Source organism: Cyanobium sp. PCC 7001, from assembly GCF_000155635.1.
GTDB lineage: Bacteria > Cyanobacteriota > Cyanobacteriia > PCC-6307 > Cyanobiaceae > NIES-981.
In genome coordinates, this window is record NZ_DS990556.1 from 2657742 (window position 1) to 2682971 (window position 25230).

The window sequence follows — 25230 nt, forward strand, 5'->3', positions numbered from 1 at the left end:
ATCCGCAAGGAAGGACCCCCCGTTGAGCCTCCAAGCCTCCCGCACCTCCGCCCATGGCCCGGCTGGAACTGCTCTCCAGTGCCGAGCTGGCCAGAACCCTGGACCGTCTGGCCACCCAGGTGCTGGAGATGGAGCCCGATCCCGCGGCCCTGCTGCTGCTGGGGATCCCCACCCGGGGGGTGGCCCTGGCCGAGGTCCTGGCCCACCGTCTTGAGGCACTCTGCGGTCGCAGCGTGGATTGCGGCTCCCTCGATCCCACCTTCCATCGCGATGATCTGGAACGGGTCGGCACCCGGCTGGTACAGCCCACGGCCATGCCGGTGGGACTGGAGGGCCGCCACGTGCTGCTGGTGGACGACGTGATCTTCACGGGGCGCACCGTGCGGGCTGCCCTGGAGGCCCTGCAGGCCTGGGGGCGGCCACGCCGGGTGAGCCTGCTGGTGATGGTGGACCGCGGCCATCGGGAGCTGCCGATCCAGCCGGACTTCTGCGGGCGGGTTGTTCCCACCCGCCGCCAGGATTCGATTCAGCTCTGCCTGCGCGGCATCGACGAGGAGGAGGGCGTGTTCCTGCTCACGCCGGGGGATGCGGACCCCGGCGCATGGGACCCATCCACAGCAGCCTCAGCCAGGTCCTAGGTCCCGTTCTGGACCGCTTCGAGCTCATCGGCGCGGAAGTGGGCCCGGAACTTCCCGAAGGCCACGACCACCGGCAGGGTGGGGCTGATCACCCGGCCCTTCCAGGAGTCGAGCACGCTGAGAACCTCGCCCTGCTGACCCATCAGATCGAAGGCTTCGCCGCGGTGCTGGGGATGGTGGTACACCACCACGCTCTGGCAGACCTTGACCTGATCCCCTGGCTGCATGAACGCGTGCGCTGTCTGGGCCCCAATCTTGTCATGGGCGGTCGCATCGCCTCGGAAGCGGGCGATGGTCAGCGCTGACAGCCGCTTTCGGGACCCGCTTCCACCACCTTGCCGCCGAGGGCCGCGCAGGCGGCCTGGAAGGCGGCCCATTCATCCATGCCGCTGGCGATCCGCCGCTGCACCTCCCGGTCGAGCTCATCGATCGGCACGGTGTGGGGGAGCGAGCCGTGGCCATCCCGCTCCCGGTCGGGGCCGCGCAGGGTGCTGATGCCCTGCTGCACCGTGGCTCTCACCGCTTCACTCTGCTGTTTCCACCAGGGATGGTCGATCCGGTTGAGGGCCTCGAGAGCTTCCCACCAACGCTTCTCGGCACTGAGGCGCTCGGCGCGGCCCAGCAGTTGCTGGTTGCGGGTCCAGATCTCCTGGAGCCGGTTGCCCAGGGCACGCCGATCGGGCCGCCGGTGCTCGCCCATGGGCTCGAGCAGGGCCAGGCTGCCCTCCAGATCCCCGGCGTTGAAGCGTGCCAGCGCCCTGGTCTTGAGGTCCTGCTGCCAGTCGTCGAGCCGTTGGCGGTCTTCGGCCGTGCCGGCTTCGGAATTCACCAGCTGAAGCTGCAGCCGCAGGGCCTCGCCCCACTGCTCGCCCTCCCAGAGCTGCCCGGCCTTGCGCCTCCGGCAGCGGCCCTGTTCGCTGGGGGCCCCGCCCCCCAGCCAGCGCAGGGCCTGCAGCTGCTCGCTGTACCGCAGACAGGCGTCCAGATCGCCGCGGGCCGAGGCGGCCTCCAGCCGACTGGGCAGCTGCTGCTCCCACCAGTAGGCCGCTCCAAGCGCGGTAGCGACCAGCCCGAGGGTGATGCCCAACCAGAATCGAGGCAGTCGGTGCTGACGCAGCGCCAAGGGGAAGCAGTCCGCCTGTAGACCATCCTTATGTAAGCGTCCGGGTGGGAGGACTGCAGCCGCAGGCCCATCCCGATCCAGCCCGTCGTCAGCGAACGCTGCCCAGCTCCAGAGGAGCCGAGCCTTCGCCCGTGAGCAGGTCGGTCACCGTGAGCATCAGCCGGCTCTGGGCGTCGATGCTGAAGGCCAGGCGCAGCCGGTCCTCGCCGGGGCGTCCGGGCGGATTCAGCTCCAGGGGCCTGGGTTGAACGGGCCAGGGCTCCACGCTGGCGCTGCCGGCCTGCCGCTGGCGCAGCACGGGCAGGCCGCCCTCGAACACCACCTCCCGGCGCTGTTCATCCAGCGGTTCGCCCAGAACCAGCTCCAGCGCCGACTGCCCTTCCCTGCTGCAGGCCAGCACCAGCTCCAGAGGCTGTTCGGTGGGCCAGCTCTGTCCCGCCATGAACAGGGGATGCCAATGGTGCCTCCCACTGCGCTGCTCCCAGCAGCGCAGGCTCACACCCCGGCTCAGCACGTCCCGCACCTGCACCCCCGGTGTGAGGGCGAGGGCACCGAGCGCCACCGCCTCCACCGGACGCTGAGCCCGGATGGCCAGCCCGCCACAGCGCGACTCCAGCCAGGCCTGGATCGCACCGAGCCTGCTGCCGCCACCCACCGGCAGAACGGCGGCGATCTGGGCCAGGCTGATCCCGGCGCGGCGCCCGGCGGCGAGCACCTGCTCCAGGAGGGCATCCAGCTCCTCCAGCAGACCGCGCTCCAGCAACAGGGCATCGAGCTCCCGGCGGTTGAGGCGCCACTCCCGGGGCTGTTCCCCGGCGGGCGCCACGATCACGCGGGCTTCGTCGCTCTCGCTGAGACGGCACTTCAGCCGCTCGGCCGCATCCAGCAGGGCAGGCGAGTCCCAGCCCGATGCCGAGGCTGGCGAGCCGAGGGAGCGGGCAATCCAGCGGTCGATGTCACGCCCCCCGATCGCCATCCCCGCCTTGCCGATCACCTGGGCGCAGCGAAGCGTTTGTCGGCTGTCCTGGAGATCCCTGCCGGCGAAGCGCAGCAGCTGGGCGATCGGCATCGCCCGCCCTTCACCTCCCTCCAGCCGCACCAGGGAGAGGTCGATCGTGCCGCCGCCCACATCCACCACCAGCACCGTGCTCCCCGGGGCCAGTCCGGCACCGATGGCCGCTGCGGTGGGTTCGTCCACCAGGGCCAGCTCGGGAACCTCCAGTTCCCGGCAGGCCTCCACCAGCCATCGGCGGTAGTGGCGGTAGCCCTCGACCGGGGCGGTGAGCACCAGCCGGCTCGGTGCGAGCCCCGGGGGGAGCGATCGCCAGATGCGCTGCAGCAGGAGGGCTCCAGCCGCTTCAGGTGGCAGGGGCAGACCGGAGCATGGTGCGGCGGGCTCACCGATCCGTCGCTTGAAATCCCTGTGCAGTTCCGGGCCGCTGCCGGACGCCAGGCCGGCATCCAGCACCTGGCGGCCCACCAGGGGGCTCGGGCTGTCGGGAGCGGCGATCCACACCAGGGAGGGAACCACCGGGGGCTCGTCCAGGCAGTAGGGCGGCAGCGCCAGCAGGCCCGGCTGTGCTCCCGGCGCCTGGAACGCCACCACCGTGGTGGTGCTGCCCAGGTCGATGGCCAGCGTGCCTGCCATCGCGCCCTTCTAATCCCTCGCCTGAACCGTTGCGGCGGTCACCTACGGTGAGGTGAGTGTTCAGTGGATCAGATGCAGCGCGGCCTGGATGTCAACGCCAAGGATCTGGCCCAGCGTGCCGAAAGCCTGATCCGTCACTCCAGCAATCGCTACCTCACGACCGTGCGGATCGCGTTCCGCGCCAAGCAGCGCCGCTTCGACGACTTCGACGGGCTGCTGGATGAGTCGATGATCAAGCCGGTGCAGCGGGCGATCGTCGAGCTCAGCGACGAACAGGACCAGCCCGCCCTGCTCCCCGGCTGAGGTTCCGCCGGCGGCGAGCGGCGACGTTCACACTTGCCTGACCTCACCCCGGCTGCCGTCAATGCGTGTTCTTGAGGGACCCGGTTGGCGCCTGGCCGTTGCGGCCCAGGGCGACTGGCCGGTGCTGATCGGCGGCGATGGCTGGGCCGCGGAATTCAGCTTGCTGGAGGCTCGTCTGCTGCGGCGGTGTGTGCTCCGCCTGGTGGAGCAGCTGGAGGCGATCGCCGACCAGCTCATGGCCGAGGAGGCCATCACCCTGGAGGTCGAGCTCCCCTGCCCTCCCGGTTCGCTCTGGGTGGAGCTCGAGGGCCACTGCGCAGCGTGGCGGCTTCGCTTCGTGCTGGACCCGGGAGCCGGGGCCCGTGGCCTGGAAGGCAGCTGGAGTGAACAGGCCAGCAGCCCGCTGGCGGCTGCCCTCACCCACTGCGAGGCGCTGCAGCTGGAGGCGCCGGATCTGCCGGAGGCGGAACCGGCCCGGTGAGTCGGTGGAGGGCGCTGTAGTCGAGCTGATCCAGCGGTGTGTCGCGCGCCCGCTCCAGCAGATCCGCCAGGCACCTCAGCCCCATCGTGTCCAGGCCGTGCTGCCGCGCCGAAGCCAGGAAGAGCAGCAGATCCTTGCGAAGGTGCGCGGTGGGGAAGTTGGGGTGGCGGTAGTCATCGGCCAGCAGCCTCGGCAGCTTCTTCTCGAAGGTGGGGGCATGCAGGGCGCTGCCGCGCAGCACCGCCATGAACTGCTCCACGTTCACCCCGGCGGCCTGCACCAGCTGCAGCGACAGGCTGAAGGCATGGGTGAGGCTGGCGATCAGCTGGTTCAGCGCCAGCTTGGTGTCCAGCGCGCTGCCGATGGCCCCGAACCATTCGGGGTTGGGGCCCAGCGCCAGCAGCAGGGGCAGGGCTTCCTGAAACAGCTGTTCGTCCCCCGCCACCATGATCTGCAGGGTTCCGGTGAGGGCTTCCGGCCGGCTGCCGAGCACGGGGGCCTCCAGGTAGGCGGCGCCCTGCCGTTGCAGTGCCACCGCCAGCTCGCGGCTGGTCTCGGGAGCGATCGTTCCCATCTGCACCACCCGTTGCCCCTGCCACCGCAGGTTTTCGGCGCTCAGCAGCACCTCGCGGCAGGCCGGCCCATCAGCGAGCACCGCGATGACCCACCGGCAGGGTTGCACCGCCTCGGCTGCCGTGGCACAGGCCTCGGCACCGAGGGCCACCAGAGGCTGCAGCCGCTCGGGATGGCGATTCCACACCCGCAGCCCCAGGCCCCTCTGGAGCAGTCGCTGACCGATGGCCGAGCCCAGCAGGCCCGTGCCCAGCAGGGCGATCGGCGGCGAGGAGGACATGAGGGCCTGGCGGATGCCCCCAGCTTCCGACAGCGTGCTCAGCTGAGTCCCAGTCCGCCGCAGCCCAGGAATCAGCATTGCTGATCGTTTTGCCCGGTCCCCCCTTCCCCAGAGGCGCCCGGGCTTTTCCCCAGGTTTTCCCAGCCCAGGATGGGGCCAGGGCAGGGGCCTGCCCGCCGCTGGGGAGAAGGCACGGCCAGCGGTGGGGAAAAGCATCGGCCCTTGACAGCTCCGGGCCCGCGCTTTGTGAGGGCATGTCGCTGCGCTGCAGCCCCCCACCCTGCTGATCCGGTGCGGGATCTCAGCATGGGAGAGGGCGCGGCGGTCCCATGGGGCGCGATTTGACGTGGGCCGTCGCCTGTGGAGTACTGGTGCCCACACGGAATCGGCTGGTGATGTCCGACAGCCAAGGGCAGCGAGGATCTGAAGCTGGGGAACCCCCGGCAGGCCCGGTGATGGCGGCCGCGGGCGACCTGCCGGACTCCGGCACGGTGAGCCTCCAGGCCCGGGTTCCCGAGGAGCTGGTGCAATCGATGCGGCGCTTCCTCGAGTGCCATCCGAACTGGGACCAGTACCGGCTGGTGCAGGCGGCCCTGGCGGGGTTCCTGGTGCAGAACGGGGTGCAGAACCGCGACCTCACCCGCTGCTATCTGGCCAACCTCTTCCCCTCCCAGCCCGATTTCCGCGGTTTCTGAGAGCGCGGAGGTGGGCGAGGGTGTGGGCGCAGGTGCGGGGCGCTCAGCCGGCCGCCGGCTCAGGCCTCCCTCAGCCCTGCCGTCCGCCCTGCGGTCCGCTGACGGGCTCGGGAAACAACTGCCGGTAGGCCGCCACCTGGATGCAGGTGGCCACGGGCAGGGTGATGGCCAGTCCGACCAGCAGCAGCAGAAACCCCGCCAGCACCACCAGGCCCAGCACCAGGGTGAGCCCGAGAGCCTGAAGCCAGTGGGGGTCGATCGCCTCCCGTCCCAACCGGAACGCCTTCAGCGGGGCTGCCGGGCCGAGCACACTGATCGGCAGACAGAGCAGCTGGTCGGTGACCAGATAGATCCCCACGGCCCATCCGGCCAGCAGGGGCAGCCAGGCCAGGGCCGGCTGGATCAGAGCGATCAGCCAGGCACTGGCCTGGGCCAGACGGGCGATCAGGCTCAGCACCAGCAGCACCAGGGCAAGGGTGCCGCCGCCCCGCAGCATCGCCCGACCGTCCGGACGCAGCATGCGGCGCAGCCGCGGGCGGTGATGGCCCAGCGCCGTCTGCGCCCCCTGCAGCAGACCCAGCGCCAGCCAGAGGTTGCTCAGCCACCAGATGATCCAGGCCAGCAGCAGAGTCAGCGCAGCCCAGCGATCGGGCTGGCCGAAGGGGGTGAGCAGCTGGTCCTGCTGGGACTGAATCGTGAGCTGGGCCAGCAGGTTGACGCCGCCGGTGAGCAGGGTGAAGAGCACGAATGGCACCGGCGCTGCCCGGAAGGCGGCCCAACCCTCTTCCACGGCATGCCGGATGGCGATGGCGGACGGCGCGGCGACCCCGGGCTCCGCCATCAGCCCTCGAGGAGTTGCAGGAGGGTCTGGGCCGTGGCGTCGGGCACCGGCAGGATCGAGAGGCGGTTACCGCGCTTCACCACGCCCAGCTGCTCCGGGTCAAACCGCTCCCGCAGGACATCGAGGCTGAGCAGGGCTGGGAACGTCCGCCGGTAGCGCAGGCGGGCACAGTCCCAGCGGGGTGAGTCCCGCTTCGCGGCGGCATCGAAATACTTGGATGCGGGGTCGAACTGGGTGGGATCGATCAACCCTGTTTCGATCACCTCCATCAGGCCGACGATGCCCGGTGGTTGGGTGTTGGAGTGATAGAAAAAGGCAAGGTCACCCGGTTCCATGCTGCGCATGAAGTTGCGGGCCTGGTAGTTGCGAATCCCATCCCACAGGGTGCTGCCTTCCCGCTCCAGGTCGTCGATGCCGTAGACCTCGGGTTCGCTTTTCATCAACCAGTAGGCCATGCTGATCGCCTGCCAGGTGGTCATGCTACGGAGCAACCCCTGACCATCCCGGCGGGCTGGTCAGGGCCTGAGCGCGAGCACGAGGGAACGGAAATGCTCGCCGCGGGCCTCGAAGTCGGTGTACTGATCGAAGCTGGCGCAGGCGGGTGAGAGCAGCACGGCCCTGCAGTGCAACTCCGCGGCCAGGGCCCTGGCCAGAGGGACGGCCTCGTTCAGCCCATCGCAGCGGTGAATGGCGCCTGCGAAGGACGCTCCCTCCAGCAACGCCTGAAATTCGGCCTGGGCCGCTCCGAACAGCACCACGGCCCGGGCCTTCTGGTGCAGGGCCTCCAGCCATCCCCTGGCCTCGCCGCGCTTCGCCTGCCCTCCGGCGAGCACCACCAGCGGACCCGCCAGAGCCCGCACCGCCACTTCGGCGGCGTCGTAGTTGGTGGCCTTGCTGTCGTTGTAGTAGCTGACACCGGCCTGCTGGTCGATCCGCTCCAGCCGATGGGGAACCCCCGGGAAGCTGCGAAAGGCGCACTCCATCTGCTGCCCGGTGAGACCAGCCTCCAGGCCAGCGGCGATGGCCAGCATCATGTTCTGGCGGTTGTGCTCGCCCGGCATGGCGAGACAGTCCGCGGCCATCAGGTCCTGGCTGGTGCCGTTGTGATCGCGGATCACCCGTCCAGCCTCCACCCAGAGGTGGGGCCTGATCGCTTCGGGCAGCTCCTGCCTGGGACCTGCCGTCACCCAGCAGGCGCCGGGCCAGCTGGCGGCGTGCCGTTGCAGGTCGGGATCGTCGCCGTTGAGCACCTGCACCTGGCTGCGCTCCAGGAGACTGCGCTTGATGGCGCGGTAGGCCTCCAGGGTGCCGTGCCGCTCGAGGTGGTCCGGGGTCAGGGTGGTCCAGATGCCGACGCGCGGGGCCACCTCCGGCGCGGCCTCGATCTGGTAGCTGCTCAGTTCCACCACCATCCAGGTCGGCAGTTCAGCCCCGCTGCCGCGGCGGTCGAGCACCAGTTCCGCGGCGGAGTAGCCGACGTTGCCGGCCATCGGCGCATCGAGCCCGCTGGCCTCCAGCAGGTGGTGCACCAGATGGGTCACGGTGGTTTTCCCGTTGGTGCCCGTGATGCCGATCCAGGGCACGGGGCGGCTGGCCTCCCAGGCCGGCACCATCTCTCCCTGAACCCTCACGCCCCGGCTTCTGAGGGCGGTGAGCGCCGGCAGATCCCAGGGGATGCCTGGACTGATGATCAACCGCTGCAGTCCTCCCGGCAGCTGCTCTTGCAGCTGGGCGAGGTTGACGGCGTCCAGGGGCACCCCGAGCCGCACGTCGATGCCCAGCTGCCGCAGGTCCTCCGCCCGCCGTTGGGCCTCGGGGGTGTCGGAGGAGTCGATCAGGCAGACACGCTGCCCCAGGCTGCGGAGGAGCCGCGCAGCTCCGGAACCCGACCGGCCGATCCCAACGACTACCGAGGCATCCAGGGCCGGGGTGGGCATCAAGCGCGGCGCTGGTCGAGCGCTGAAGGGAAGTGGGCGATACTGGAATCGAACCAGTGACTCCTACCGTGTCAAGGTAGTGCTCTACCTCTGAGCTAATCGCCCTTCTGCAGGGTCATGAGCATCGACGGGATGGTCATGAAGATGGTCATGGATTCCTGCCACCTCAAGAAATCTCAGGAAAGAAATCTCAGGGGAGAGGACCGGCGACCAGCGACTGGTGCCCGGATGGCTGGAAACCTAGCAGCCGAGGTGTCGGCCCATCCCCGAGTGGGCTGCGGCGTTGTGGGTTCTCACCGCCTGGAGAGCTCGATCCGCCAGCGTTCCCGTTTGGTGGCGGTGATGGCCCGCACCTCAAGCTCCCCCCGGCCGCTCAGCTGCACCCGATCCCCCGCCTGCAGCTCCTGGCCAGGGCGGCTGGCCACCACCCAGTTGAGCCGAACGGCTCCGTCGCGAATCAGGGTCACCATCCGGTTGCGGGAGATGCCGAACCCCGCCGAAGCCACCGCATCCAGGCGGGTGGAGGCCTCCACCGTGTGGAGCTGGCGGGGCTGGCGCCGCGCCGGTGGTTGCAGCAGTGCCAGGGGAACCAGTTCACCGGTCACCGGCACGCTGCGCACCGTCAGGGTGAGCGCAGCGGTGGGCTCGGCAGCCTTGGCGACCACGATGGCCTGGGCTCCGCGATCCCCCCGCAGCCAGACATCCCCGATGGCCCCGTCGGCCCAGCCCTGCTGGATCAGAGCGCTTCTGAATTCGTCGGGCTCGGCGGGATCGAACAGGAAATTGCCGCTGAGGAGCAGCCCCAGCAGACCGGTGTCCAGGGGCTCGGGATCCAGTCCCGCCTCGCGGCGCGTCAGCAGCAGCCGGCAACGCTCCGCGCCGGCATGTCCCCCCGCGGCGCGGAGCTCCAGTTCGGCCAGCTGTCCCAGCCGTGCCATGGCCTCCTCCAGCACCGCGCCCTCGAGGAAGCCTGTCCACTGGGGCTGCCAGGTGTGCAGGGCCCGCTCCGCCGCCTCGATCACCTCCACGAGCTGATCGGGGTGGCGGCTGCCGGCCAGCAGGTCGGTGCGGGGCAGCATCAGCTTTCCGCCAGCCGCACCACGGCCTGGGGTCGCGCCTCCTGCACGGTGCGCCAGGGCATGTCCAGGCCGTTGGGGGTTTCGGCCAGCAGCAGCCAGCTGCCCTCCTCCAGCCGGTTGCGCAGACCGCGGATGCGGTCGTCCTCCTCGGAGGTGACACTGGCCGCGGCGGCGAAGCTGCCCATCCAGCCCGAGCCCATGCCGAGCAGGCCGCCGATCAGGTGCTGACTCCAGGCACCGGCGAAGGCGAAGGTGTCCAGATCGGTGATGAAGGTGAAGGTGAGCCCGGCGAAGAAGCCGAAGGGAATCAGCCAGCGGGCCATGCCGCGCTGCCGCAGCCGGCGGCCGGCGGCCGGATTGAGCCGATCCACCGCGCTCAGCGGGGTCTCCCCTTCACCGATCGCCACCAGTTCCCGCATCGGCGGCTGCTGCTGCGCCAGACGCTCCTGCAGCTGGCGCAGCCGCTTGCGGTCGTTGAACACCACCACCACGCTCGTACCCACGCCGCCTTGCCTCATGAACGCGATCGGAGCGATTCTGGCTGCTCACTACACTGCACCTCCGGCTTTTCCTCCGACCCGCCGGGCATGACCAAGGTTCTCGTTTCGGATCCCATCGACCAGGCGGGGATCGACATCCTGTCCCAGGTGGCCATGGTGGACCTGCGGCCCGGTCTCGCCCCCGAGGAGCTCGTCCAGATCATCGGCGACTACGACGCGCTGATGATCCGCTCCGGCACCACGGTGACCGCCGACATCATCGCGGCGGCAGGCAAGCTGCGCATCATCGGCCGCGCCGGCGTGGGCGTGGACAACGTGGATGTGCCGGCGGCCACCAAGCGCGGCGTGCTGGTGGTGAATTCACCGGAGGGCAACACGATCGCGGCCGCCGAGCATGCCCTGGCGCTGATGCTCTCGCTCTCCCGTCACGTGCCCCATGCCCATGGCAGCACCATGGCCGGCGGCTGGGACCGCAAGACCTATGTGGGCAACGAGCTCTACAAGAAAAAGCTCGGCGTGGTCGGTCTGGGCAAGATCGGCTCCCACGTGGCCCGGGTCGCCAAGGCGATGGGGATGGAGCTGCTGGCCTACGACCCCTTCGTGTCGCCGGAGCGGGCCCAGTCGATGCAGGTGAAGCTGCTGCCCCTGGCTGACCTCTTCGCCGAGGCCGACTACATCAGCCTTCATCTGCCCCGCACGCCCGACACCGAGAACCTGGTGGATGCCGAGCTGCTGCGCAGCATGAAGCCCACGGCGCGTCTGGTGAACTGTGCCCGCGGCGGCATCGTCGATGAGGCGGCCCTGGCCGAGGCCGTCGAGGCCGGGGTGATCGCCGGCGCCGCCCTCGATGTGTTCGCCAAGGAGCCCCTGGCGGCCGATTCCCCCCTGCGGAGCGTGAAGGAGCGGCTGGTGCTCACCCCCCACCTCGGGGCCAGCACGGCCGAGGCCCAGGAGAACGTGGCCATCGATGTGGCCGAGCAGATCCGTGACGTGCTGCTCGGCCTGCCGGCCCGCAGCGCTGTGAACATTCCGGGCCTCAATGCCGAGGTGATGGAGCAGCTCAAGCCCCATCTGCAGCTGGCCGAGACCCTGGGGCAGCTGCTCAGCCAGCTGGCCGGCGGCGCCATCAGTGAACTGGAGGTGCGCCTGCAGGGTGAATTCGCCGGGCATCCGGCCCAGCCCCTGGTGGTGGCCGCGCTCAAGGGCCTGCTCTCCACCGCGCTTGGCGATTCGATCAACTACGTGAATGCCAGCCTCGAGGCCAAGGATCGGGGCATCCATGTGCTCGAGGTGAAAGACGGCGCCGCCCGTGATTACGCCGGTGGCTCGCTCCAGCTCAGTTCCCGCAGCAGCCTGGGCAACCACAGCGTCACCGGTGCAGTGTTCGCCGACGGCGAGCTGCGGGTCACCAGCATCGACGAATTCCCGGTGAACGTGACTCCCAGCCGCCACATGCTGTTCACCCGGCACCGCGACATGCCCGGGATCATCGGCCAGATCGGTTCGGTGCTCGGCGAGCACAACGTGAACATCGCCTCGATGCAGGTGGGGCGGCGCATCGTGCGGGGGGATGCGGTGATGGTGCTCAGCCTCGATGACCCCATCCCCACCAGCCTGCTGGCCTGCGTGAATGACATCGACGGCATCCAGGAAGCCCACCCCGTGACCCTCTGACGGGCTGGCGCCGCGCCGCGTCGAGCCCGGACCCCCGTACCTTCGCCCGCTGAATTGATGGCCCTGTCCTGGTGGCGGCTGGAGCTCCCCGTGCCCCCCGAGCTGGAGGAGTCGCTGCTGTGGAAGCTGGAGCAGCTCGGCATCGGCCGGGTGGCGATCCAGCACCGGCCGGAAACGCCAGGCCAGCGGACGCTGCTGGCCTGGTTGCCGGACAGTGACTGGCCCGAGCCCGAGCGCCAGGCCCTCGAGGCTGCCCTGCAGGGGCTGGCCGAGCCCTTTGCCCTGGTGCTGCCTCCCGCGTGCTGGCAGCAGCAGCCCGAGGAGGACTGGAGCCTCAGCTGGAAGCAGCACTGGCAGCCCGACCCGGTGGGGCGGCGCCTGCTGATCCTGCCGGCCTGGCTGGAGCTGCCGCCCGAACATGCCGAGCGGCTGGTGATCCGCATGGATCCCGGCAGTGCCTTCGGCACGGGCAGCCACCCCACCACGCGGCTCTGCCTCGAGGCGATCGAGGCCCTGCCCGGGAGCGCCCTGGAGGGGTGCACCGTGGCGGATCTGGGCTGCGGCAGCGGCATCCTGGGCCTGGCGGCGCTGCTGCAGGGGGCTGGCCGGGTCTGTGCGGCCGACACCGACTCCCTTGCCGTGGGCGCCACCCGGGAGAACGCGCTGGTGAGTGGCTGCCAGGAGCGGCTGCAGGTGGTGCAGGGGTCGGTGGAGTCCCTGGCGGAGCTGCTGGGGGGCCAGACGGCCGACCTGCTGCTCTGCAACATCCTGGCGCCGGTCATCGAGGCGCTCTGCCCCGCCTTCACCTCGGTGCTGGCGCCCGCTGGCGTGGGCCTGCTCAGTGGCCTGCTGGTGGATCAGGCGCCCCGGCTGGAGGCGGTTCTGGCCGACGAGGGGTGGCGGAGCGAGCTGGTGGCCCAGCAGAGCGCCTGGGGGCTGCTGCGGATCCGGCGGGCCTGAGGCGACCATCGGATGTCGCATAAGGCACGCTGATCTGTGCTTGCCCTTTGATTGGCCTTCCGGCCCTCGGACCTGGAAATCGGCAGGAAGGGCCTGTGGCGGATGTATGAAGGGCGGGTCCTACAGGCCCGGTTGCCCGGGTGCCTGTGAGCCCCAATCCCTTCCATGGCTTCCTACAAGGTCACCCTCATCAACGAGAGCGAAGGCCTCAACAAGACCATCGAGGTTCCTGACGACCAGTACATCCTCGACGCCGCTGAAGAGCAGGGCATCGACCTCCCCTACTCCTGCCGTGCCGGTGCCTGCAGCACCTGCGCCGGCAAGCTCAGCTCCGGAACCGTTGATCAGTCGGACCAGAGCTTCCTCGACGACGACCAGATCGAAGCTGGTTTCGTGCTCACCTGCGTGGCCTACCCCACCAGCGACTGCACCATCAAGACCCACGCCGAAGAAGAGCTCTACTGAGTTCTGTCCCTGCGCTGCCAGCTTCGGACGTCGAGTCCGGAGGCGGCAGCAGTATCGAGCCTGGGATTGGCGGTCTGCGTCCCGACGGCCAGATCTCCAGCCTCTGAGTCGCTCCTGAGATCCGGGCTCCCTTTTTCTCGGGGTGTCCCGTCAGCCCACATCCTGGGACCGGCTGCGACCCGATCCGGAGACCCGAGCCGGAGACCCAATTCGCGGATCGTCCGCCAGGCTCCCCCAGGCTTGTTCCCGGCTTTCGGCTCTGCCACCCTGCGGGGTGGTTTTTTCATGGCATTCCCGCACCCTCTTCCGTGACGTCTGGCACCGGTTGTGTTCCCTCGGCAGGCCTGCTTCCCCGACCGGACCGGGAGCTGCTGGAACCCGGGAGCGAGCATGCCAGTGCCGGCGGGCAGTACAGCTTCCGGGTGCTGGGGGCCTGCTGCCGACTGTTTGATCGGGAGGAGCTGCCCTGGCCCTGCTGCAGGCTTGCCTGGCGCAGCAAGGAACCCAGCTGGCGACGCGTCGGTCGCCGCTTCGTGGCCGATCTGGCGGCCCGTCGCTGTCCGTCCTATGCCGTGGAGCTCCTGCAGCCCGGAGCGCGCCCCAGTCCGTCGGTGATCACGCTGTTCCCGGTGCGTCTGAGTCCAGCCCTGCAGGAGTGGTGGTACAGCCGCTTGCCGGCCTCCCTGGACCCCGCCAACCACCAGCCCCCTCAGCCGGAGGACGGGCACTGAGAAAGCCGGTGTCCGGGACACCGGCTGGAAAGGTGCTCGAGGGTGGGTTCAGGGTTGGTCTGAACTCTTGAAGGCCTTCAGGCCTTTGGGGATCAGCCCGTAGGCGCGATCGGCCGGAAGGCGGTCAGCCCGAGCGTGATCAGAAATAGATCTTGCCGCCGCCCCACTGAACCCCCTGGGCCTTGGGAGCCACCAGGATGTAGCCGGCCATCAGCCGCAGGTCGTCGTCATCGAGGTCGCGCATCTTCACGAAGATGTCGCTGCTGCGCATGCTGGGGTGGATGTCCGCGATGCTGTATTCACCGTCGTAACTGGTGGGATCCTTCATGTAGTCCACCAGGGCTTCCACGTTGTCCCGGGCCGGGGTGGCCAGGGCCAGGGTCTCGGGATCCAGCCCCACGTTCTGGTTGGTCTTGGTGATGCCGCCGGCGTGGCACTCTCCGCAGCTGGAGTTGAACAGCTTGCGTCCGGCCTTGATCTCCGTTTCGGTGAAGGTCACGGTGGCGCCGTCTGGAGAGGCCGGAACCGTGAGCTGCTCAGCCGTCCACTGGGCGGCGATGGCCTCGCCACCGAAGCCGAGGCAGAGCAGCAGGGCCAGGGGCAGGGCCAGCAGGGTGCGGGCGACGGCCCGTGACGCTCTGCGAAGAGCCGATGGGGAGGGGGTGGAGGCCATTGGGTTAAGCCGGCGGTGTGGCGGAGGGAGGTGTGGCGACGGAAACCGCATCGGAGACCTTGTATCACGGGCAACGGGGCCACCGGTACGGAATCGGGCGAACTGTTGCAGGCCCGTCCACCCGCCCCTCACGCGGGATGGTCGTCGCCGTTGGTGGCCGGCTCCTGGGGCACCACGTCCAGGGTGAGGAAATCCTTGGCCAGCACGGTGTTGGGAAAGATCGCGCGCGCTTCGCCCAGCAGGTCGTCAGGGCTGATCGCGGTGCCCGGCACGTAGCGCGGACTCAGGTGGGTCAGCGCCAGCTGCCGCACCCCCGCGGCAAGCGCCGTCTGGGCAGCCATCGTGCTGGTGGAGTGCTGGCGCTGGAAGGCCAGCTCCGCTTCCCCGTGGGAGAAGGTGCTCTCGTGGATCAGCAGGTCGGCTCCGCGGGCCAGCTCCACCGCCGCCTCGCAGAACACGGTGTCGGTGCAGTACACCACGCTGGCGCCGGGCCGCGTCGGCCCGCACAGGCTGGCACCCCGGATGATGCGGCCATCCTCGAGGGTCACGGTCTTCCCCTGCTTGAGCGCGGCGTAGACCGGTCCCGGGGCAATGCCGAGGGCCTGGGCCCGTGCCACATCGAAGCGTCCCGCCCGGGGTTTCTGGTCGATCCGGTAGGCATAGGCCGGCACCCGATGGGTCAGCGCTGTGCAGCGCACCGTCAGCTCCCCGTCGTCCAGAAGCAGGGTGCCGGCCTCGGCGGCTCCCCTCACCCGATGGTGGCGGATGGTGTAGCCGATCCGTGTCGAGCTGGTGTGCAGAACACCCTCGAGGTAATCCCGCAGCCGGTCGGGCCCGTAGAGATCGATGCCGGGACAGTTGCCGGCCAGCCCCAGGCTGGCCAGCAGACCCGGCAGGCCGAACACGTGGTCGCCGTGCATGTGGGTCACGAAGATCCTGCGCAGCTGGCTCACCCGCAGGTCGCTGCGCAGAAACTGATGCTGGGTGCCCTCGCCGCAATCGAACAGCCAGAGCTCGCTGCGCTGGGGCAGACGCAGGGCCACCGCCGAGACGTTGCGGCTGCGGGTGGGCACACCGGAGCTGGTGCCGAGAAATGTGACCTGCACGGGCCCTGTGCCTCCCGTGCATGGTGCCACGTCGGCGCTGGCATCCCCGGAGGACGCTCGTCACAATGAGGCGCCCTGGACCGGCGTTCCTCGTGGCGTTCTCCTCTGTGACCCCGTGGCAGGCATCGGCGTGGCGGCCCTCAGTGCTGCTGCCCGTGGTGCTGGCCGCGCCTGTGGTGGCCCTGGCCGGCAGTGGCGCCGCGTCGCTGGCCCAGCAGGGGGATCCTGAGGTGCGGGTGCTGCTGGCCAGCGCCGCGGAGATCAGCGTGCGCTCCCTGCAGCGGCCCCTGGTGTTGCGGGCTGAGGGTGGCGCCAGCCCCGCGCTGCTGGAGCTGCCCCCCACCGGCGTCCTGCAGCTGCGACTCACCAAGGGGCGGGTGCGGCTCACCGCCAGCGGTGTCGATCGGATCCTGCCCGTGGCGCGCTCCTACTGGCTGGAGCTCAAGCCAGGGCAGTCACCGGCCGACACCGGCACGTTCCAGCTGCAGCAGCGCCACTACCGCGGCCGCCTGCAGGTGCGCCCCGAGGGAGCTGCGCTGCAGGCCATCAACCACATCGCCCTCGAGACCTATCTGCCCAGCGTGGTGGGCAGTGAGATGCCGCCGCGCTGGCCCCAGGCGGCGCTGCGGGCCCAGGCGGTGGCCGCCCGCACCTACGCCCTGCGCCAACGCAAGCCCCGGGCGGCCTTTGACCTCACCGCCACGGTGACCAGCCAGGTCTACAAGGGGGTGGAATCGGAGACGGACTCCACCCGTGAGGCCGTGGCCAGCACCCGCGGGCAGGTGCTGATGTACCGCAGCAGCCTCGCCAACACGGTGTTCCACAGCAGCAGTGGCGGCCGCACCGAGAACAGTGGCGACATCTGGAGTCAGCAGCTGCCCTACCTGGTGAGCGTGCCCGATTTCGACCAGCGCAGTCCGGTGCACCAGTGGGAGAAGCCCCTGCCTCCGGATCTGCTGCGGCAGGCCTTCCGGGAGATCGGCGGTGTCAAGCGCATCGACGTGGTGGCCACAACGGCCACGGGGCGGGTGCGCCAGGCCCGGGTGATCGGGCCGGTGGGAACGCTGGTGGTGACCGGCCCCGAACTGCGCAGCCGCCTGGGGCTGCGCAGCACCCAGGTGCGCTTCGAGGTGCTCGAGCCCCCGTCCCGCCGACCGGCAGCACCGGAGAGCAGGCTGCAGCAGCCCGGACAGGGGCCCTGGGGGCCGATCACCCCACCTCCCCCGGTGATGGCCGTGATCGACTCCGCCAGCGGTGCCCTCGCCGAGCCCGTTCCGGCGCTGGCCGGGAGCTCCCGCCCTGCCTCTTCGCGTCCGTCCGCTCTTCCCTCGCTTGTGGCGATCGGCCGCGGCTTCGGCCATGGGGTCGGCATGAGCCAGTGGGGGGCTCTGGCCCTGGCGGAGCAGGGCCAGAGCCATGAACGGATCCTGAGCCACTATTTCCGAGGAACCGAACTGCGCCGCTACAGCCCCCCTTGATCCCTCCCGCCCCGACGCCCCCGTCAAGGCCCAGGCTCATCCAGCTCGATGACGCCGAGGCCGTGGCCGGGGCGGTGGCGGCCCTGATCTGGGAGGAGCTGGCCAACAGCAGGCCCCTGCGGCCCCTCGGCCTGGCCACGGGCCGCACCATGGAGCCGGTGTATGCCGCCCTGGTGCAACGCGCTCAGGCGGCTTCCGGGCAGGCGCTGCAGGCCCTGCGGCAGCGCTGGTTGAGCTTCAACCTGGACGAGTACGTGGGCCTGCCCGGCAGCGACCCCCGCTCCTTCGCCGCCTTCATGCGCACTTGGCTGGGGGAGCCGCTCGGGCTGGAGGGCGCGCAGCTTCGCCTGCCGGACGGCCTGGCCTGCGATCCCTGGGGCGAGGCCGTCCGCTATGGCGCCGCTGTGGCCCGCGCCGGTGGCATCGGGCTGCAGATCCTGGGACTGGGGCTCAACGGCCATGTGGGCTTCAACGAGCCGCCCTGCGGCCCGGAGGTCCCTTGCCGCTGCGTGCAGCTGAGCGCCATCACCCGGCGCCAGAACGCCGCGTCCTTCGGCGGGGATCCCCTCGCCGTGCCCCAGCGGGCGATCACGCTCGGCATGGCGGAGATCCTGGCCGCGCAGCGGATCGTGCTGGTGGTCACTGGCGCCGCCAAGGCGCCTGTGCTGCGGCGCCTGCTCACCGATCCCCCGACGCCCGAGCTGCCCGCCAGCTGGTTGCAGCGCCACGGCGCCGTGACGGTGCTGGCGGACCGGGCTGCCCTGCCCGAGCGGCCGGATTAGGTGGGGGCCGCCATCACGGCCTCGAGCAGGTCGTCCGGTGCGTCCAGGTTGGAGGTCACGCTGCGCACGTCGTCCAGATCCTCCAGGGCCTCGAGCATGCGCAGGCACTGGCGCAGCGCCTCCGGATCCTGCACCGGGCAGCTCGTGTGGGGAATCCAGCGGTGTTCCCACTCGGAAACGGCGAAACCCCTCTGGCGCAGGCACTCCTGGAAGGCCTCCAGATCTGTGTAGCCGCACTGCACCTCGGCGGCGTCGCCCAGGAGCTCGTAGCCGAGGGCCGTGGGGCCACCCTCCGCCTCGATCGCGAGCAGGGCCTCCAGCAGGCCTTCCTCGGCGCTGGCAGCCGGCGTGCCGGCAGGGCTTCCCCCTGCCCAGGGGTGCCAGGTCCGATCCCCCTGGCCCTGCAGGCGCACCACCCCGCGCTGGTCGAACAGGTAGCTGACGCAGCCGGTCTCCCCCAGGTTGCCGCCGTGCTTGTTGAAGGCCAGGCGCACATCGGCGGCGGTGCGGTTGCGGTTGTCGGTGAAGGCCTCGATCAGCACGGCCACCCCGGCCGGCCCGTAGCCCTCGTAGCGAACCGTCTCGAACTGGTCGCCGTCGCTGCCCAGCTGGCCGGAGCCCTTGAGGATCGCCCGCTCGATGTTGAGGTTGGGCACACCGGCCGCCTTGGCCTTCTCGATGGCGGTGCGCAGCTGGAAGTTCCCCGCCGGATCGCTGCCCGCTCTGGCCGCCACGGTGATTTCGCGACCCAGGCGGGTGAACACCGCGCCGCGCTTGGCATCGACCACGGCCTTGGTGCGTTTGATCTGGGCCCATTTGCTGTGGCCGGCCATCGGAACGCGAAGCAGCTCAGGAACGGAAGGGTTGGATCAGCCGGCCGCATCGAAGACCAGCCGGGGTTGCAGCAGGCCGTCCTCGGAGGCCCGTGCCACCCCAGCCAGATTGCCATCCGGGCCCAGCACGGCCACCGGCTGCCCGGCCGGATGGCTGCTGGTGGCCTCCAGGGTGCGGCCACAGCGCCAGCCCGCCAGCTCCTCGGGCTGCAGCTGGCGGCGGGGCAGGTGTCCCAGCGGTCCGAGGGGGTCGATCAGGGCCGGGGCTGGCGGCTTGTCGATGGCGTCCAGGGGCACCGCCTGGGCCAGCGTGAAGCCGAGGGCCTCCGTGCGCCGCAGCTCCGCCAGGCAGCCGCCACAGCCCAGAGCTGCGCCCAGATCCCGAGCCAGGGAACGGATGTAGGTGCCGGCCGAACACGTCACCCCCAGCCTCAGCCGGCCAGTGGTGGCATCCCAGTGCAGCAGCTCCAGGGATTCGATCGTCACGGGGCGGGGCTCCAGCACCAGCTCTTCGCCGCGGCGGGCCCTGGCATAGGCCCGCTCGCCGGCCACATGCACCGCAGAGATCTGCGGCGGCACCTGGGTGATGGCGCCGCGGAACGGAGCCAGGGCCTGCTCCAGCTGGTCCCGCTCCAGTGCGGGCCAGGCCCGTTTCTCCAGCAGCCTGCCGGTGAGATCGTCGCTGTCGGTGCGCACCCCCAGCTGCAGCGTGCCCTCGTAGCGCTTGGCGCCGGCCAGGTAGGGCAGCAGCCGGGTGGCCGGCCCCAGGGCCAGGGGGAGCACGCCGGTGACCGCCGGATCCAGGGTGCCGCCATGGCCCACGCGCCGCAGGCCGTAGGCACGGCGGGCCCGGGCCACACAGGCCTGGGACGTGAGCCCGGCTGGCTTGTCCAGCACCAGGAACCCGCAGCACTGGTCAGCCATGCCCCCACCCATCAGCCTGGAAGCGTCCCATGTTCCGCCCCGATGACCCTGCAGCAGCGTCGCGATCTGGCGTTTCTGGTGCTGGCGGGCCTGTTCCTGGGCAGCATGGCCATGCTGAACATCCTGGGGCTCACCCGCTTCCTGCAGCTGGGGGCCATCGGTTCCTGGCCGATCGTCGTGGCCGTGGGGGCCCTGCCCTACCCCGTCACATTCCTGTGCACCGACCTGATCAGCGAGATCTGGGGGGAGGAGAAGGCGAGCCAGCTGGTCTGGGTGGGACTGGCGCTGAACGGCTGGGTGGTGCTGGTGCTCTGGCTGGGTGGAGCGCTGCCGGGGTTGGCGGGAGCGCCGGAGGCCACCTTCTTCGAGGTGCAGCGGCTCGCCTTCGGCGCGGTGGGAGCCTCGATGCTGGCCTACCTCGCCGCCCAGTTCACCGACGTGCGGCTCTTCCATTTCTGGAAGCGGTTCAGCGGCGGCAAGGCCCTCTGGCTTCGGAACAACGGCTCCACCCTGGTGAGTCAGCTGGTGGACACCACCGCCGTGGTGCTGGTGAGCCACTACGCCAACCACCTGCTGCCCATCCGCCCCGGGGAGGCGGTGCTGCCCCAGCTGGCCAGCTACATCGCCAGCGGCTACCTGTTCAAGGCCCTGGCCGCCCTGGTGGACACCCTGCCCTTCTATGCCCTCACCGGCTGGCTGCGGCAGTGGCTGGAGGTGCCGGGTCCGGGCAGTGAGCTCGGCTGAGCTCTCCTCTGGCACGCCCTAGGTTTGGCCCGAACGATTCGGACGGTCAGTGGTCACGGCAGCAGAACCCAGGCAGGGAATCCTCGACGTGGACCATTTCCTGGCGGATGGTTTCGATCTCCGGCAGCACCTGGCCGACTACCTCGCCATCGACCTGGCCGAACTGGAGCGGCGCTTGCCCTCCAGCACCGCCGAACTGGCGGCGCTCCACCCCGGGGTCTTCGAGCTGGAGCAGGCCGGTCGCTTCTATGAGGACATGGTGGGCACGGCCCATCTGCTCGAGCTGGCCGCCTGGCATCTGGGCAGTGCCGAGTACATCGCCGACACCCTGCGGCTGCAGCAGAGCTTCGCCCATGGCCAGGTGCTCGATTTCGGTGGCGGCATCGGCAGCCATGCCCTGGCGGCCGCGGCGCTGCCGCAGGTGGAGCGGGTGTGGTTCGTGGATCTCAACCCCCACAACCGCGGCTGTGTGTGGGCCCGGGCGGCCCGCCTGGGCCTGGCCGACAAGCTCTCCTGCCATCGCGACCTGGAGGATCGCCAGCTGCCCGAGCGCTTCGACACCCTGGTGTGCCTGGATGTTCTGGAGCACCTGCCCGATCCCGCAGGTCAGCTCGAGCAGTTCGCCCAGCGCCTCGCCCCCGCTGGCACGGCCCTGCTCAACTGGTATTTCTTCAAGGGGCACCGGGGCGAGTACCCCTTCCATGTGGATGACCCGGTGCTGGTGGAGCGTTTCTTCCGCACGCTCCACGCCAGGTTTCTGGAGGTGTTTCACCCCTTCCTGATCACCACTCGCGCCTATCGCCTGGCCTGAGGCCCAAGGCAAAGCCCCTCCCGACAGCGGCTGCGGGGAGGGGCTCGATGCCGGCTGACTTGGTGCCGTCTGACTCGGTGCCGTCTGAGTCGATGCCGTCCGAGCTGTCAGGGGCCTGGGGCCCTGTCAGCCGATGGCCAGCTCAGCCCAGGGCCACGTTGATGCGCTTGCGGTTGCGCAGGCCACGCTTGATCGAGTCGAAGCTCACCACGCCGTCCACCAGGGCGAAAAGGGTGTCATCGGAGCCGCGCCCCACGTTCACGCCGGGAAGCACGGAGGTGCCGCGCTGGCGCACCAGGATCGAGCCGGCGTTCACGGCCTCGCCGCCGTAGGCCTTGACACCCAGGCGCTTGGCGTTGGAGTCGCGGCCGTTGCGGGTGGAGCCTGTGCCTTTCTTGTGGGCCATGGTTCGGAGGTTGAAGGAGAGGGGGAATGCGGAAGGGACTGAAGCAGCCTCAGGCCAGAGGCTTGCCGGCCACGGTGATGGACTGCACCATCACGCGGGTGAGCTCCTGACGGTGACCGTTCTTGCGGCGTGTCTTCTTCTTCGGGCGCATCTTGTAGACAATGATCTTGGGCCCGCGGCGGTGGGCCATGACCTTGAGCTCCACGCTGGCGCCGCTCACGTAGGGCTGGCCCAGGGTGGTGGCCTTGCCGTCGTTGACGAGCAGCACGTTCTCCAGGGTCACGGTCTCGTCCACCTCGGCCCCGATCCGGTCCAGGTCGTAGTACCGGTTGGGCTGCAGCCAGAACTGCTGGCCTGAGGCCTCCACGATGGCGTAGGGAGCGGCGGGAGGAGTGGCCGCGGCAGGGGCGGCGCCGGTGCCGCTGGCAGCGGTAGTGGTCGGGGTCATGGCGGTGGTGCGTGGACAGGCTGGTGGTTTCGAGATGCGGACCCGAAGGTCTGCAGATCACCGATTACGCCTGGCTCACAATCGAAAGACAATGCCAAATCCTCCGATTTCGAGCTGCCTTTCGTCAACATTGGGGCACGTTTCCGTCGGGCTGTCCACGCCGGCGGGGCTGTTCCATGCCCGAATCGGTTCTCACCGTTGCCTCTCTCGTCCATGACCCCGCACTCCAGGCCGCCGTCGCCCGCTGGCTGGCGGGTGGGAGGTATGCCCTCGTGCGGGTCGATCCCAGTGACGACCCGGTGGCTGCCCTCGAGCGGCTGCGGGAGGACTTCGATGCCCTGCTCATCGAGGAGGGCAGCGTGGATCCCAGCGTGTTCGCCGGCCTGAACCAGCGGGGGCTGGTGCTGCCAGCCGTGGTGATCGGCGCGGTCACGGGGGAGGTGACCGTGCACGAGGCGGAGGTGCGCCTGCCCCCCGACCAGCTCGAGCAGCTGCCCTACAGCCTCGATGCGGCCCTGTCCCGGTTTCTGCGCCGGGGGGTGATGAACCCGGCCGATGGTGAGGAGGCCGCCGAGGCGGGGCCGGCGTCCGGCGACGCGGCCGCCGGACGCGAAGCTGGCGAGGCAGGGGAGACCGGTGCCCCCGTGCCCATGCCCTGGCGGCTCGATGACCGCCTCAGGGAGCGGCTCGGTCTGCTGGGGGTGTTCTACAAGCGCGATCCCTCCCGCTTCCTGCGCAACCTGCCGCTCACGGAGCAGAACGAACTCAGGCGCTCACTGGAGAGGAGTTATCGCGATCTCCTGCTCAATTACTTCCGCAATCCATCCGCAGCCAACCAGGCCCTGGAGAGCTTTGTGAACACTGCCTTCTTCAGCGATCTTTCGATCACCACCACGGTTCAGATCCACATGGATCTGATCGACTCCTTTTCCGATCGGCTACGTCTGGAGGGCCACAAGACGGACTTCCTGCAGGACTACCGCCTGGCGTTGCTGGATGTGATGGCCCACCTGTGTGAGATGTATCGGCGCTCCATACCTCCCGACGTGCCATTGATTCGCTTTTCCGCATCAACTTGAATCCATTCTTCTCAGTCTTATGTCACCACGAAAAACCTACATCCTGAAGCTTTATGTGGCTGGAAATACGCCCAATTCCATGCGTGCGCTCAAGACCTTGCGCAATATTCTGGAAATGGAATTCAAGGGTGTCTATGCTCTCAAGGTGATCGATGTGCTTGTGAATCCCCAGTTGGCGGAGGAGGATAAGATCCTCGCCACCCCCACGCTGACCAAGATCCTTCCGCCTCCCGTGCGGCGCATCATCGGTGATCTGAGTGATCGTGAGCGGGTGCTGATCGGCCTCGATCTTCTCTACGACGAACTCACTGATGATGAGGGCTTCGATGCTCTCCCTCTGGCATCTCCGGCCTCAGAGCCCGATGCCAGCCTTCCCGCCGTTCCTTCGGAGGGAGCCCGTTCGGTGGATGGGCTCAACCCTCCAGCCTGAGCCCTGCGCCTGAATTCTTCACCGTTCTCCTCTCGTTCCACGGCGATGCAGCAACCCAGTTCCCCCGATACTCCCTTGATGCAGGTGCAGAAACTGCCCACGGGCATCGAGGGCTTTGATGATGTGTGCCACGGGGGGCTTCCGATCGGCCGTTCCACCCTGATCAGTGGCACCTCGGGAACCGGCAAGACGGTGTTGTCGTTGAACTTCCTCTACAACGGCATTCGCCAGTACAAAGAGCCTGGGATCTTCGTGACCTTCGAAGAGTCTCCCCTGGACATCCTCCGCAATGCCGCCAGCTTTGGCTGGAATCTCCAGGAGATGCTGGAGCAGGACAAGCTGTTCATTCTGGATGCCTCTCCCGATCCGGACGGGCAGGATGTGGCCGGGAGCTTTGATCTGTCCGGCTTGATCGAGCGAATCAATTACGCCATCCGCAAGTACAAGGCACGCCGGGTGGCGATCGATTCGATCACGGCCGTCTTTCAGCAGTACGACGCCGTTTCCGTGGTGCGCCGCGAGATCTTCCGGCTGATCGCCAGACTGAAGGAAATCGGCGTCACCACTGTGATGACCACCGAGCGCATTGATGAATACGGGCCTGTTGCGCGCTATGGCGTGGAGGAGTTCGTGTCCGATAATGTTGTGATCCTGCGCAACGTTCTGGAGGGCGAGCGCAGGCGCCGCACGGTGGAAATCCTCAAGCTGCGGGGCACGACCCACATGAAGGGCGAGTTCCCCTTCACGATGGGAAGCCATGGGATGAGTGTGTTCCCCCTGGGAGCCATGCGGCTCACCCAGCGCTCCTCCAACATCCGGATCAGTTCGGGTGTGCCCAAGCTCGACGAGATGTGCGGCGGCGGTTTCTTCAAGGACTCCATCATCCTGGCCACGGGTGCCACCGGCACCGGCAAGACCCTGCTGGTCTCGAAGTTCGTGGAAGACGCCTGTCGCAGCAAGCAGCGGGCCATTCTGTTCGCCTACGAGGAATCCCGGGCCCAGTTGCTGCGCAACGCAACCAGCTGGGGCATCGACTTCGAGCAGATGGAGCAGGATGGCTTGCTCAAGATCATCTGTGCCTATCCGGAGTCCACCGGGTTGGAAGATCACCTTCAGATCATCAAGACGGAGATCAGCCAGTTCAAGCCCTCCCGGATGGCCATCGATTCCCTGAGTGCCCTGGCCCGAGGGGTGAGCCACAACGCCTTCCGGCAGTTCGTGATCGGGGTGACCGGCTATGCCAAGCAGGAGGAGATCGCCGGTTTCTTCACCAACACCTCAGAGGAGTTCATGGGCAGTCACTCGATCACTGACTCCCACATCTCCACGATCACCGACACGATCCTTCTGCTGCAGTATGTGGAGATCCGTGGGGAAATGGCCCGTGCCTTGAATGTGTTCAAGATGCGGGGCTCCTGGCATGACAAAGGCATCCGTGAGTTCGTGATCACGGGCAACGGCCCGGAGATCAAGGATTCCTTCTCCAACTTCGAGCGCATCATCAGCGGCGTTCCCCATCGGGTCACCACCGACGAGCGCAGCGAGCTTTCCCGCATCGTGCGCGGCGTGTCGGACGACCGCTGAGCGC

30 protein-coding genes and 1 tRNA gene are annotated in these 25230 nt (G+C 69.0%); 15 read left to right on the forward strand and 16 right to left on the reverse strand.

Features of this window, described 5'->3' with window-relative positions:
• The first annotated feature begins 53 nt into the window (after positions 1–53).
• The gene (pyrR, locus tag CPCC7001_RS12930; RefSeq protein WP_006911449.1) at positions 54–638 is read left to right on the forward strand and encodes a bifunctional pyr operon transcriptional regulator/uracil phosphoribosyltransferase PyrR; all 585 of its coding nucleotides are present in this window, start codon (positions 54–56) and stop codon (positions 636–638) included.
• Here pyrR and CPCC7001_RS12935 read toward each other — a convergent pair.
• The 3 genes from CPCC7001_RS12935 to CPCC7001_RS12945 form a co-directional block, all read right to left on the reverse strand.
• The gene (locus CPCC7001_RS12935) at positions 635–865 is read right to left on the reverse strand and encodes a ferredoxin-thioredoxin reductase variable chain (protein ID WP_006911672.1); all 231 of its coding nucleotides are present in this window, start codon (positions 863–865) and stop codon (positions 635–637) included. The two genes, pyrR and CPCC7001_RS12935, sit on opposite strands and share 4 nt — an antisense overlap.
• 68 nt (positions 866–933) lie before the next feature.
• Positions 934–1725 (reverse strand): hypothetical protein, encoded by a 792-nt coding sequence (locus CPCC7001_RS12940; protein ID WP_006911484.1) that lies wholly within the window; start codon positions 1723–1725, stop codon positions 934–936.
• Positions 1726–1849: 124 nt separating this feature from the next.
• On the reverse strand, positions 1850–3409 hold the full coding sequence (locus tag CPCC7001_RS12945; protein ID WP_006910066.1) for an Hsp70 family protein: 1560 nt from the start codon (positions 3407–3409) through the stop codon (positions 1850–1852).
• A 72-nt stretch (positions 3410–3481) separates the two neighbouring features.
• On the opposite strand from CPCC7001_RS12945, the gene CPCC7001_RS12950 reads away from it, so the two are divergent.
• Positions 3482–3712: a DNA-directed RNA polymerase subunit omega gene (locus CPCC7001_RS12950; RefSeq protein WP_043369135.1), complete on the forward strand. Its 231-nt coding sequence runs from the start codon at positions 3482–3484 to the stop codon at positions 3710–3712.
• Positions 3713–3773: 61 nt separating this feature from the next.
• Entirely contained in the window at positions 3774–4193 is a 420-nt protein-coding gene (locus CPCC7001_RS12955) for a DUF1818 family protein (RefSeq protein ID WP_071778322.1), read from the forward strand.
• Here CPCC7001_RS12955 and CPCC7001_RS12960 read toward each other — a convergent pair.
• Positions 4129–5046, reverse strand: a complete 918-nt coding sequence (locus tag CPCC7001_RS12960) for an NAD(P)-dependent oxidoreductase (protein WP_050757246.1) — start codon at positions 5044–5046, stop codon at positions 4129–4131. The two genes, CPCC7001_RS12955 and CPCC7001_RS12960, sit on opposite strands and share 65 nt — an antisense overlap.
• 455 nt (positions 5047–5501) lie before the next feature.
• Here CPCC7001_RS12960 and CPCC7001_RS12965 point away from each other — a divergent pair, with 455 nt between their 5' ends.
• The gene (locus tag CPCC7001_RS12965; protein WP_050757148.1) at positions 5502–5741 is read left to right on the forward strand and encodes a DUF2811 domain-containing protein; all 240 of its coding nucleotides are present in this window, start codon (positions 5502–5504) and stop codon (positions 5739–5741) included.
• A gap of 70 nt (positions 5742–5811) precedes the next feature.
• Here CPCC7001_RS12965 and CPCC7001_RS12970 read toward each other — a convergent pair whose 3' ends face one another.
• The 6 genes from CPCC7001_RS12970 to CPCC7001_RS12995 form a co-directional block, all read right to left on the reverse strand.
• A complete protein-coding gene (locus tag CPCC7001_RS12970) occupies positions 5812–6582 on the reverse strand; it encodes a hypothetical protein (RefSeq protein WP_006909711.1) in 771 nt (256 codons plus the stop codon).
• A complete protein-coding gene (locus CPCC7001_RS12975; protein ID WP_043370156.1) occupies positions 6582–7037 on the reverse strand; it encodes an EVE domain-containing protein in 456 nt (151 codons plus the stop codon). Before CPCC7001_RS12975 ends, CPCC7001_RS12970 begins: the two co-directional genes overlap by 1 nt.
• Positions 7038–7097: 60 nt before the next feature.
• Complete coding sequence (gene murD, locus CPCC7001_RS12980) at positions 7098–8519, reverse strand: UDP-N-acetylmuramoyl-L-alanine--D-glutamate ligase (RefSeq protein ID WP_006909819.1); 1422 nt, start codon at positions 8517–8519, stop codon at positions 7098–7100.
• Between the two features lie 33 nt (positions 8520–8552).
• Positions 8553–8624: transfer RNA gene (locus CPCC7001_RS12985), tRNA-Val, on the reverse strand.
• 188 nt (positions 8625–8812) lie between these two features.
• Positions 8813–9598, reverse strand: a complete 786-nt coding sequence (locus CPCC7001_RS12990; protein ID WP_006909148.1) for a photosystem II S4 domain protein — start codon at positions 9596–9598, stop codon at positions 8813–8815.
• Complete coding sequence (locus tag CPCC7001_RS12995; RefSeq protein WP_043369139.1) at positions 9598–10116, reverse strand: hypothetical protein; 519 nt, start codon at positions 10114–10116, stop codon at positions 9598–9600. Before CPCC7001_RS12995 ends, CPCC7001_RS12990 begins: the two co-directional genes overlap by 1 nt.
• Positions 10117–10185: 69 nt before the next feature.
• Here CPCC7001_RS12995 and serA point away from each other — a divergent pair, with 69 nt between their 5' ends.
• The 4 genes from serA (at position 10186) to CPCC7001_RS13015 (ending at position 13928) form a co-directional block, all read left to right on the forward strand.
• Entirely contained in the window at positions 10186–11772 is a 1587-nt protein-coding gene (serA, locus tag CPCC7001_RS13000) for a phosphoglycerate dehydrogenase (protein WP_006909090.1), read from the forward strand.
• Positions 11773–11829: 57 nt separating this feature from the next.
• On the forward strand, positions 11830–12732 hold the full coding sequence (gene prmA, locus CPCC7001_RS13005; RefSeq protein ID WP_006909463.1) for a 50S ribosomal protein L11 methyltransferase: 903 nt from the start codon (positions 11830–11832) through the stop codon (positions 12730–12732).
• Between the two features lie 165 nt (positions 12733–12897).
• Complete coding sequence (locus CPCC7001_RS13010; RefSeq protein ID WP_006909701.1) at positions 12898–13197, forward strand: ferredoxin; 300 nt, start codon at positions 12898–12900, stop codon at positions 13195–13197.
• Between the two features lie 308 nt (positions 13198–13505).
• Positions 13506–13928, forward strand: coding sequence for a hypothetical protein (locus CPCC7001_RS13015; RefSeq protein ID WP_006911597.1), 423 nt, complete (start codon positions 13506–13508; stop codon positions 13926–13928).
• A 139-nt stretch (positions 13929–14067) separates the two neighbouring features.
• Here CPCC7001_RS13015 and psbV read toward each other — a convergent pair whose 3' ends face one another.
• Both psbV and CPCC7001_RS13025 read right to left on the reverse strand, forming a co-directional pair.
• On the reverse strand, positions 14068–14601 hold the full coding sequence (gene psbV, locus CPCC7001_RS13020; RefSeq protein ID WP_006910074.1) for a photosystem II cytochrome c-550: 534 nt from the start codon (positions 14599–14601) through the stop codon (positions 14068–14070).
• Positions 14602–14729: 128 nt separating this feature from the next.
• Positions 14730–15707, reverse strand: a complete 978-nt coding sequence (locus CPCC7001_RS13025) for a ribonuclease Z (RefSeq protein WP_006909489.1) — start codon at positions 15705–15707, stop codon at positions 14730–14732.
• 92 nt (positions 15708–15799) lie between these two features.
• Here CPCC7001_RS13025 and CPCC7001_RS13030 point away from each other — a divergent pair, with 92 nt between their 5' ends.
• Entirely contained in the window at positions 15800–17185 is a 1386-nt protein-coding gene (locus CPCC7001_RS13030; protein ID WP_225867251.1) for a SpoIID/LytB domain-containing protein, read from the forward strand.
• Positions 17185–17967 carry a glucosamine-6-phosphate deaminase gene (locus CPCC7001_RS13035; RefSeq protein WP_050757248.1) on the forward strand — a complete coding sequence of 261 codons (783 nt, stop codon included), beginning with the start codon at positions 17185–17187 and terminating at the stop codon, positions 17965–17967. Before CPCC7001_RS13030 ends, CPCC7001_RS13035 begins: the two co-directional genes overlap by 1 nt.
• Here the strand turns inward: CPCC7001_RS13035 and CPCC7001_RS13040 are convergent.
• Positions 17964–18800, reverse strand: a complete 837-nt coding sequence (locus CPCC7001_RS13040) for a YebC/PmpR family DNA-binding transcriptional regulator (RefSeq protein ID WP_006910944.1) — start codon at positions 18798–18800, stop codon at positions 17964–17966. The two genes, CPCC7001_RS13035 and CPCC7001_RS13040, sit on opposite strands and share 4 nt — an antisense overlap.
• Before the next feature lie 36 nt (positions 18801–18836).
• Positions 18837–19724, reverse strand: a complete 888-nt coding sequence (gene truB / locus CPCC7001_RS13045; protein WP_006909251.1) for a tRNA pseudouridine(55) synthase TruB — start codon at positions 19722–19724, stop codon at positions 18837–18839.
• 42 nt (positions 19725–19766) lie between these two features.
• Here truB and CPCC7001_RS13050 point away from each other — a divergent pair, with 42 nt between their 5' ends.
• Positions 19767–20468 carry a queuosine precursor transporter gene (locus tag CPCC7001_RS13050; protein WP_006911699.1) on the forward strand — a complete coding sequence of 234 codons (702 nt, stop codon included), beginning with the start codon at positions 19767–19769 and terminating at the stop codon, positions 20466–20468.
• Between the two features lie 49 nt (positions 20469–20517).
• A complete protein-coding gene (locus CPCC7001_RS13055) occupies positions 20518–21279 on the forward strand; it encodes a bifunctional 2-polyprenyl-6-hydroxyphenol methylase/3-demethylubiquinol 3-O-methyltransferase UbiG (RefSeq protein ID WP_006910372.1) in 762 nt (253 codons plus the stop codon).
• A 142-nt stretch (positions 21280–21421) separates the two neighbouring features.
• On the opposite strand, the gene rpmA is transcribed toward CPCC7001_RS13055, so the two are convergent.
• Complete coding sequence (gene rpmA / locus CPCC7001_RS13060) at positions 21422–21685, reverse strand: 50S ribosomal protein L27 (RefSeq protein ID WP_006910207.1); 264 nt, start codon at positions 21683–21685, stop codon at positions 21422–21424.
• Positions 21686–21734: 49 nt separating this feature from the next.
• A complete protein-coding gene (gene rplU / locus CPCC7001_RS13065) occupies positions 21735–22133 on the reverse strand; it encodes a 50S ribosomal protein L21 (RefSeq protein WP_006911335.1) in 399 nt (132 codons plus the stop codon).
• A gap of 176 nt (positions 22134–22309) precedes the next feature.
• Between rplU and CPCC7001_RS13070 the strand changes: the two genes are divergently transcribed.
• From CPCC7001_RS13070 to kaiC, 3 genes are read left to right on the forward strand one after another with little or no spacing between them, the layout of a single operon-like run.
• Positions 22310–23212 (forward strand): circadian clock protein KaiA, encoded by a 903-nt coding sequence (locus tag CPCC7001_RS13070; RefSeq protein ID WP_006909510.1) that lies wholly within the window; start codon positions 22310–22312, stop codon positions 23210–23212.
• A 19-nt stretch (positions 23213–23231) separates the two neighbouring features.
• Complete coding sequence (kaiB, locus tag CPCC7001_RS13075; RefSeq protein WP_006910069.1) at positions 23232–23642, forward strand: circadian clock protein KaiB; 411 nt, start codon at positions 23232–23234, stop codon at positions 23640–23642.
• Positions 23643–23687: 45 nt separating this feature from the next.
• Complete coding sequence (gene kaiC / locus CPCC7001_RS13080) at positions 23688–25226, forward strand: circadian clock protein KaiC (protein WP_006909204.1); 1539 nt, start codon at positions 23688–23690, stop codon at positions 25224–25226.
• The last annotated feature ends 4 nt before the right edge of the window (positions 25227–25230 follow it).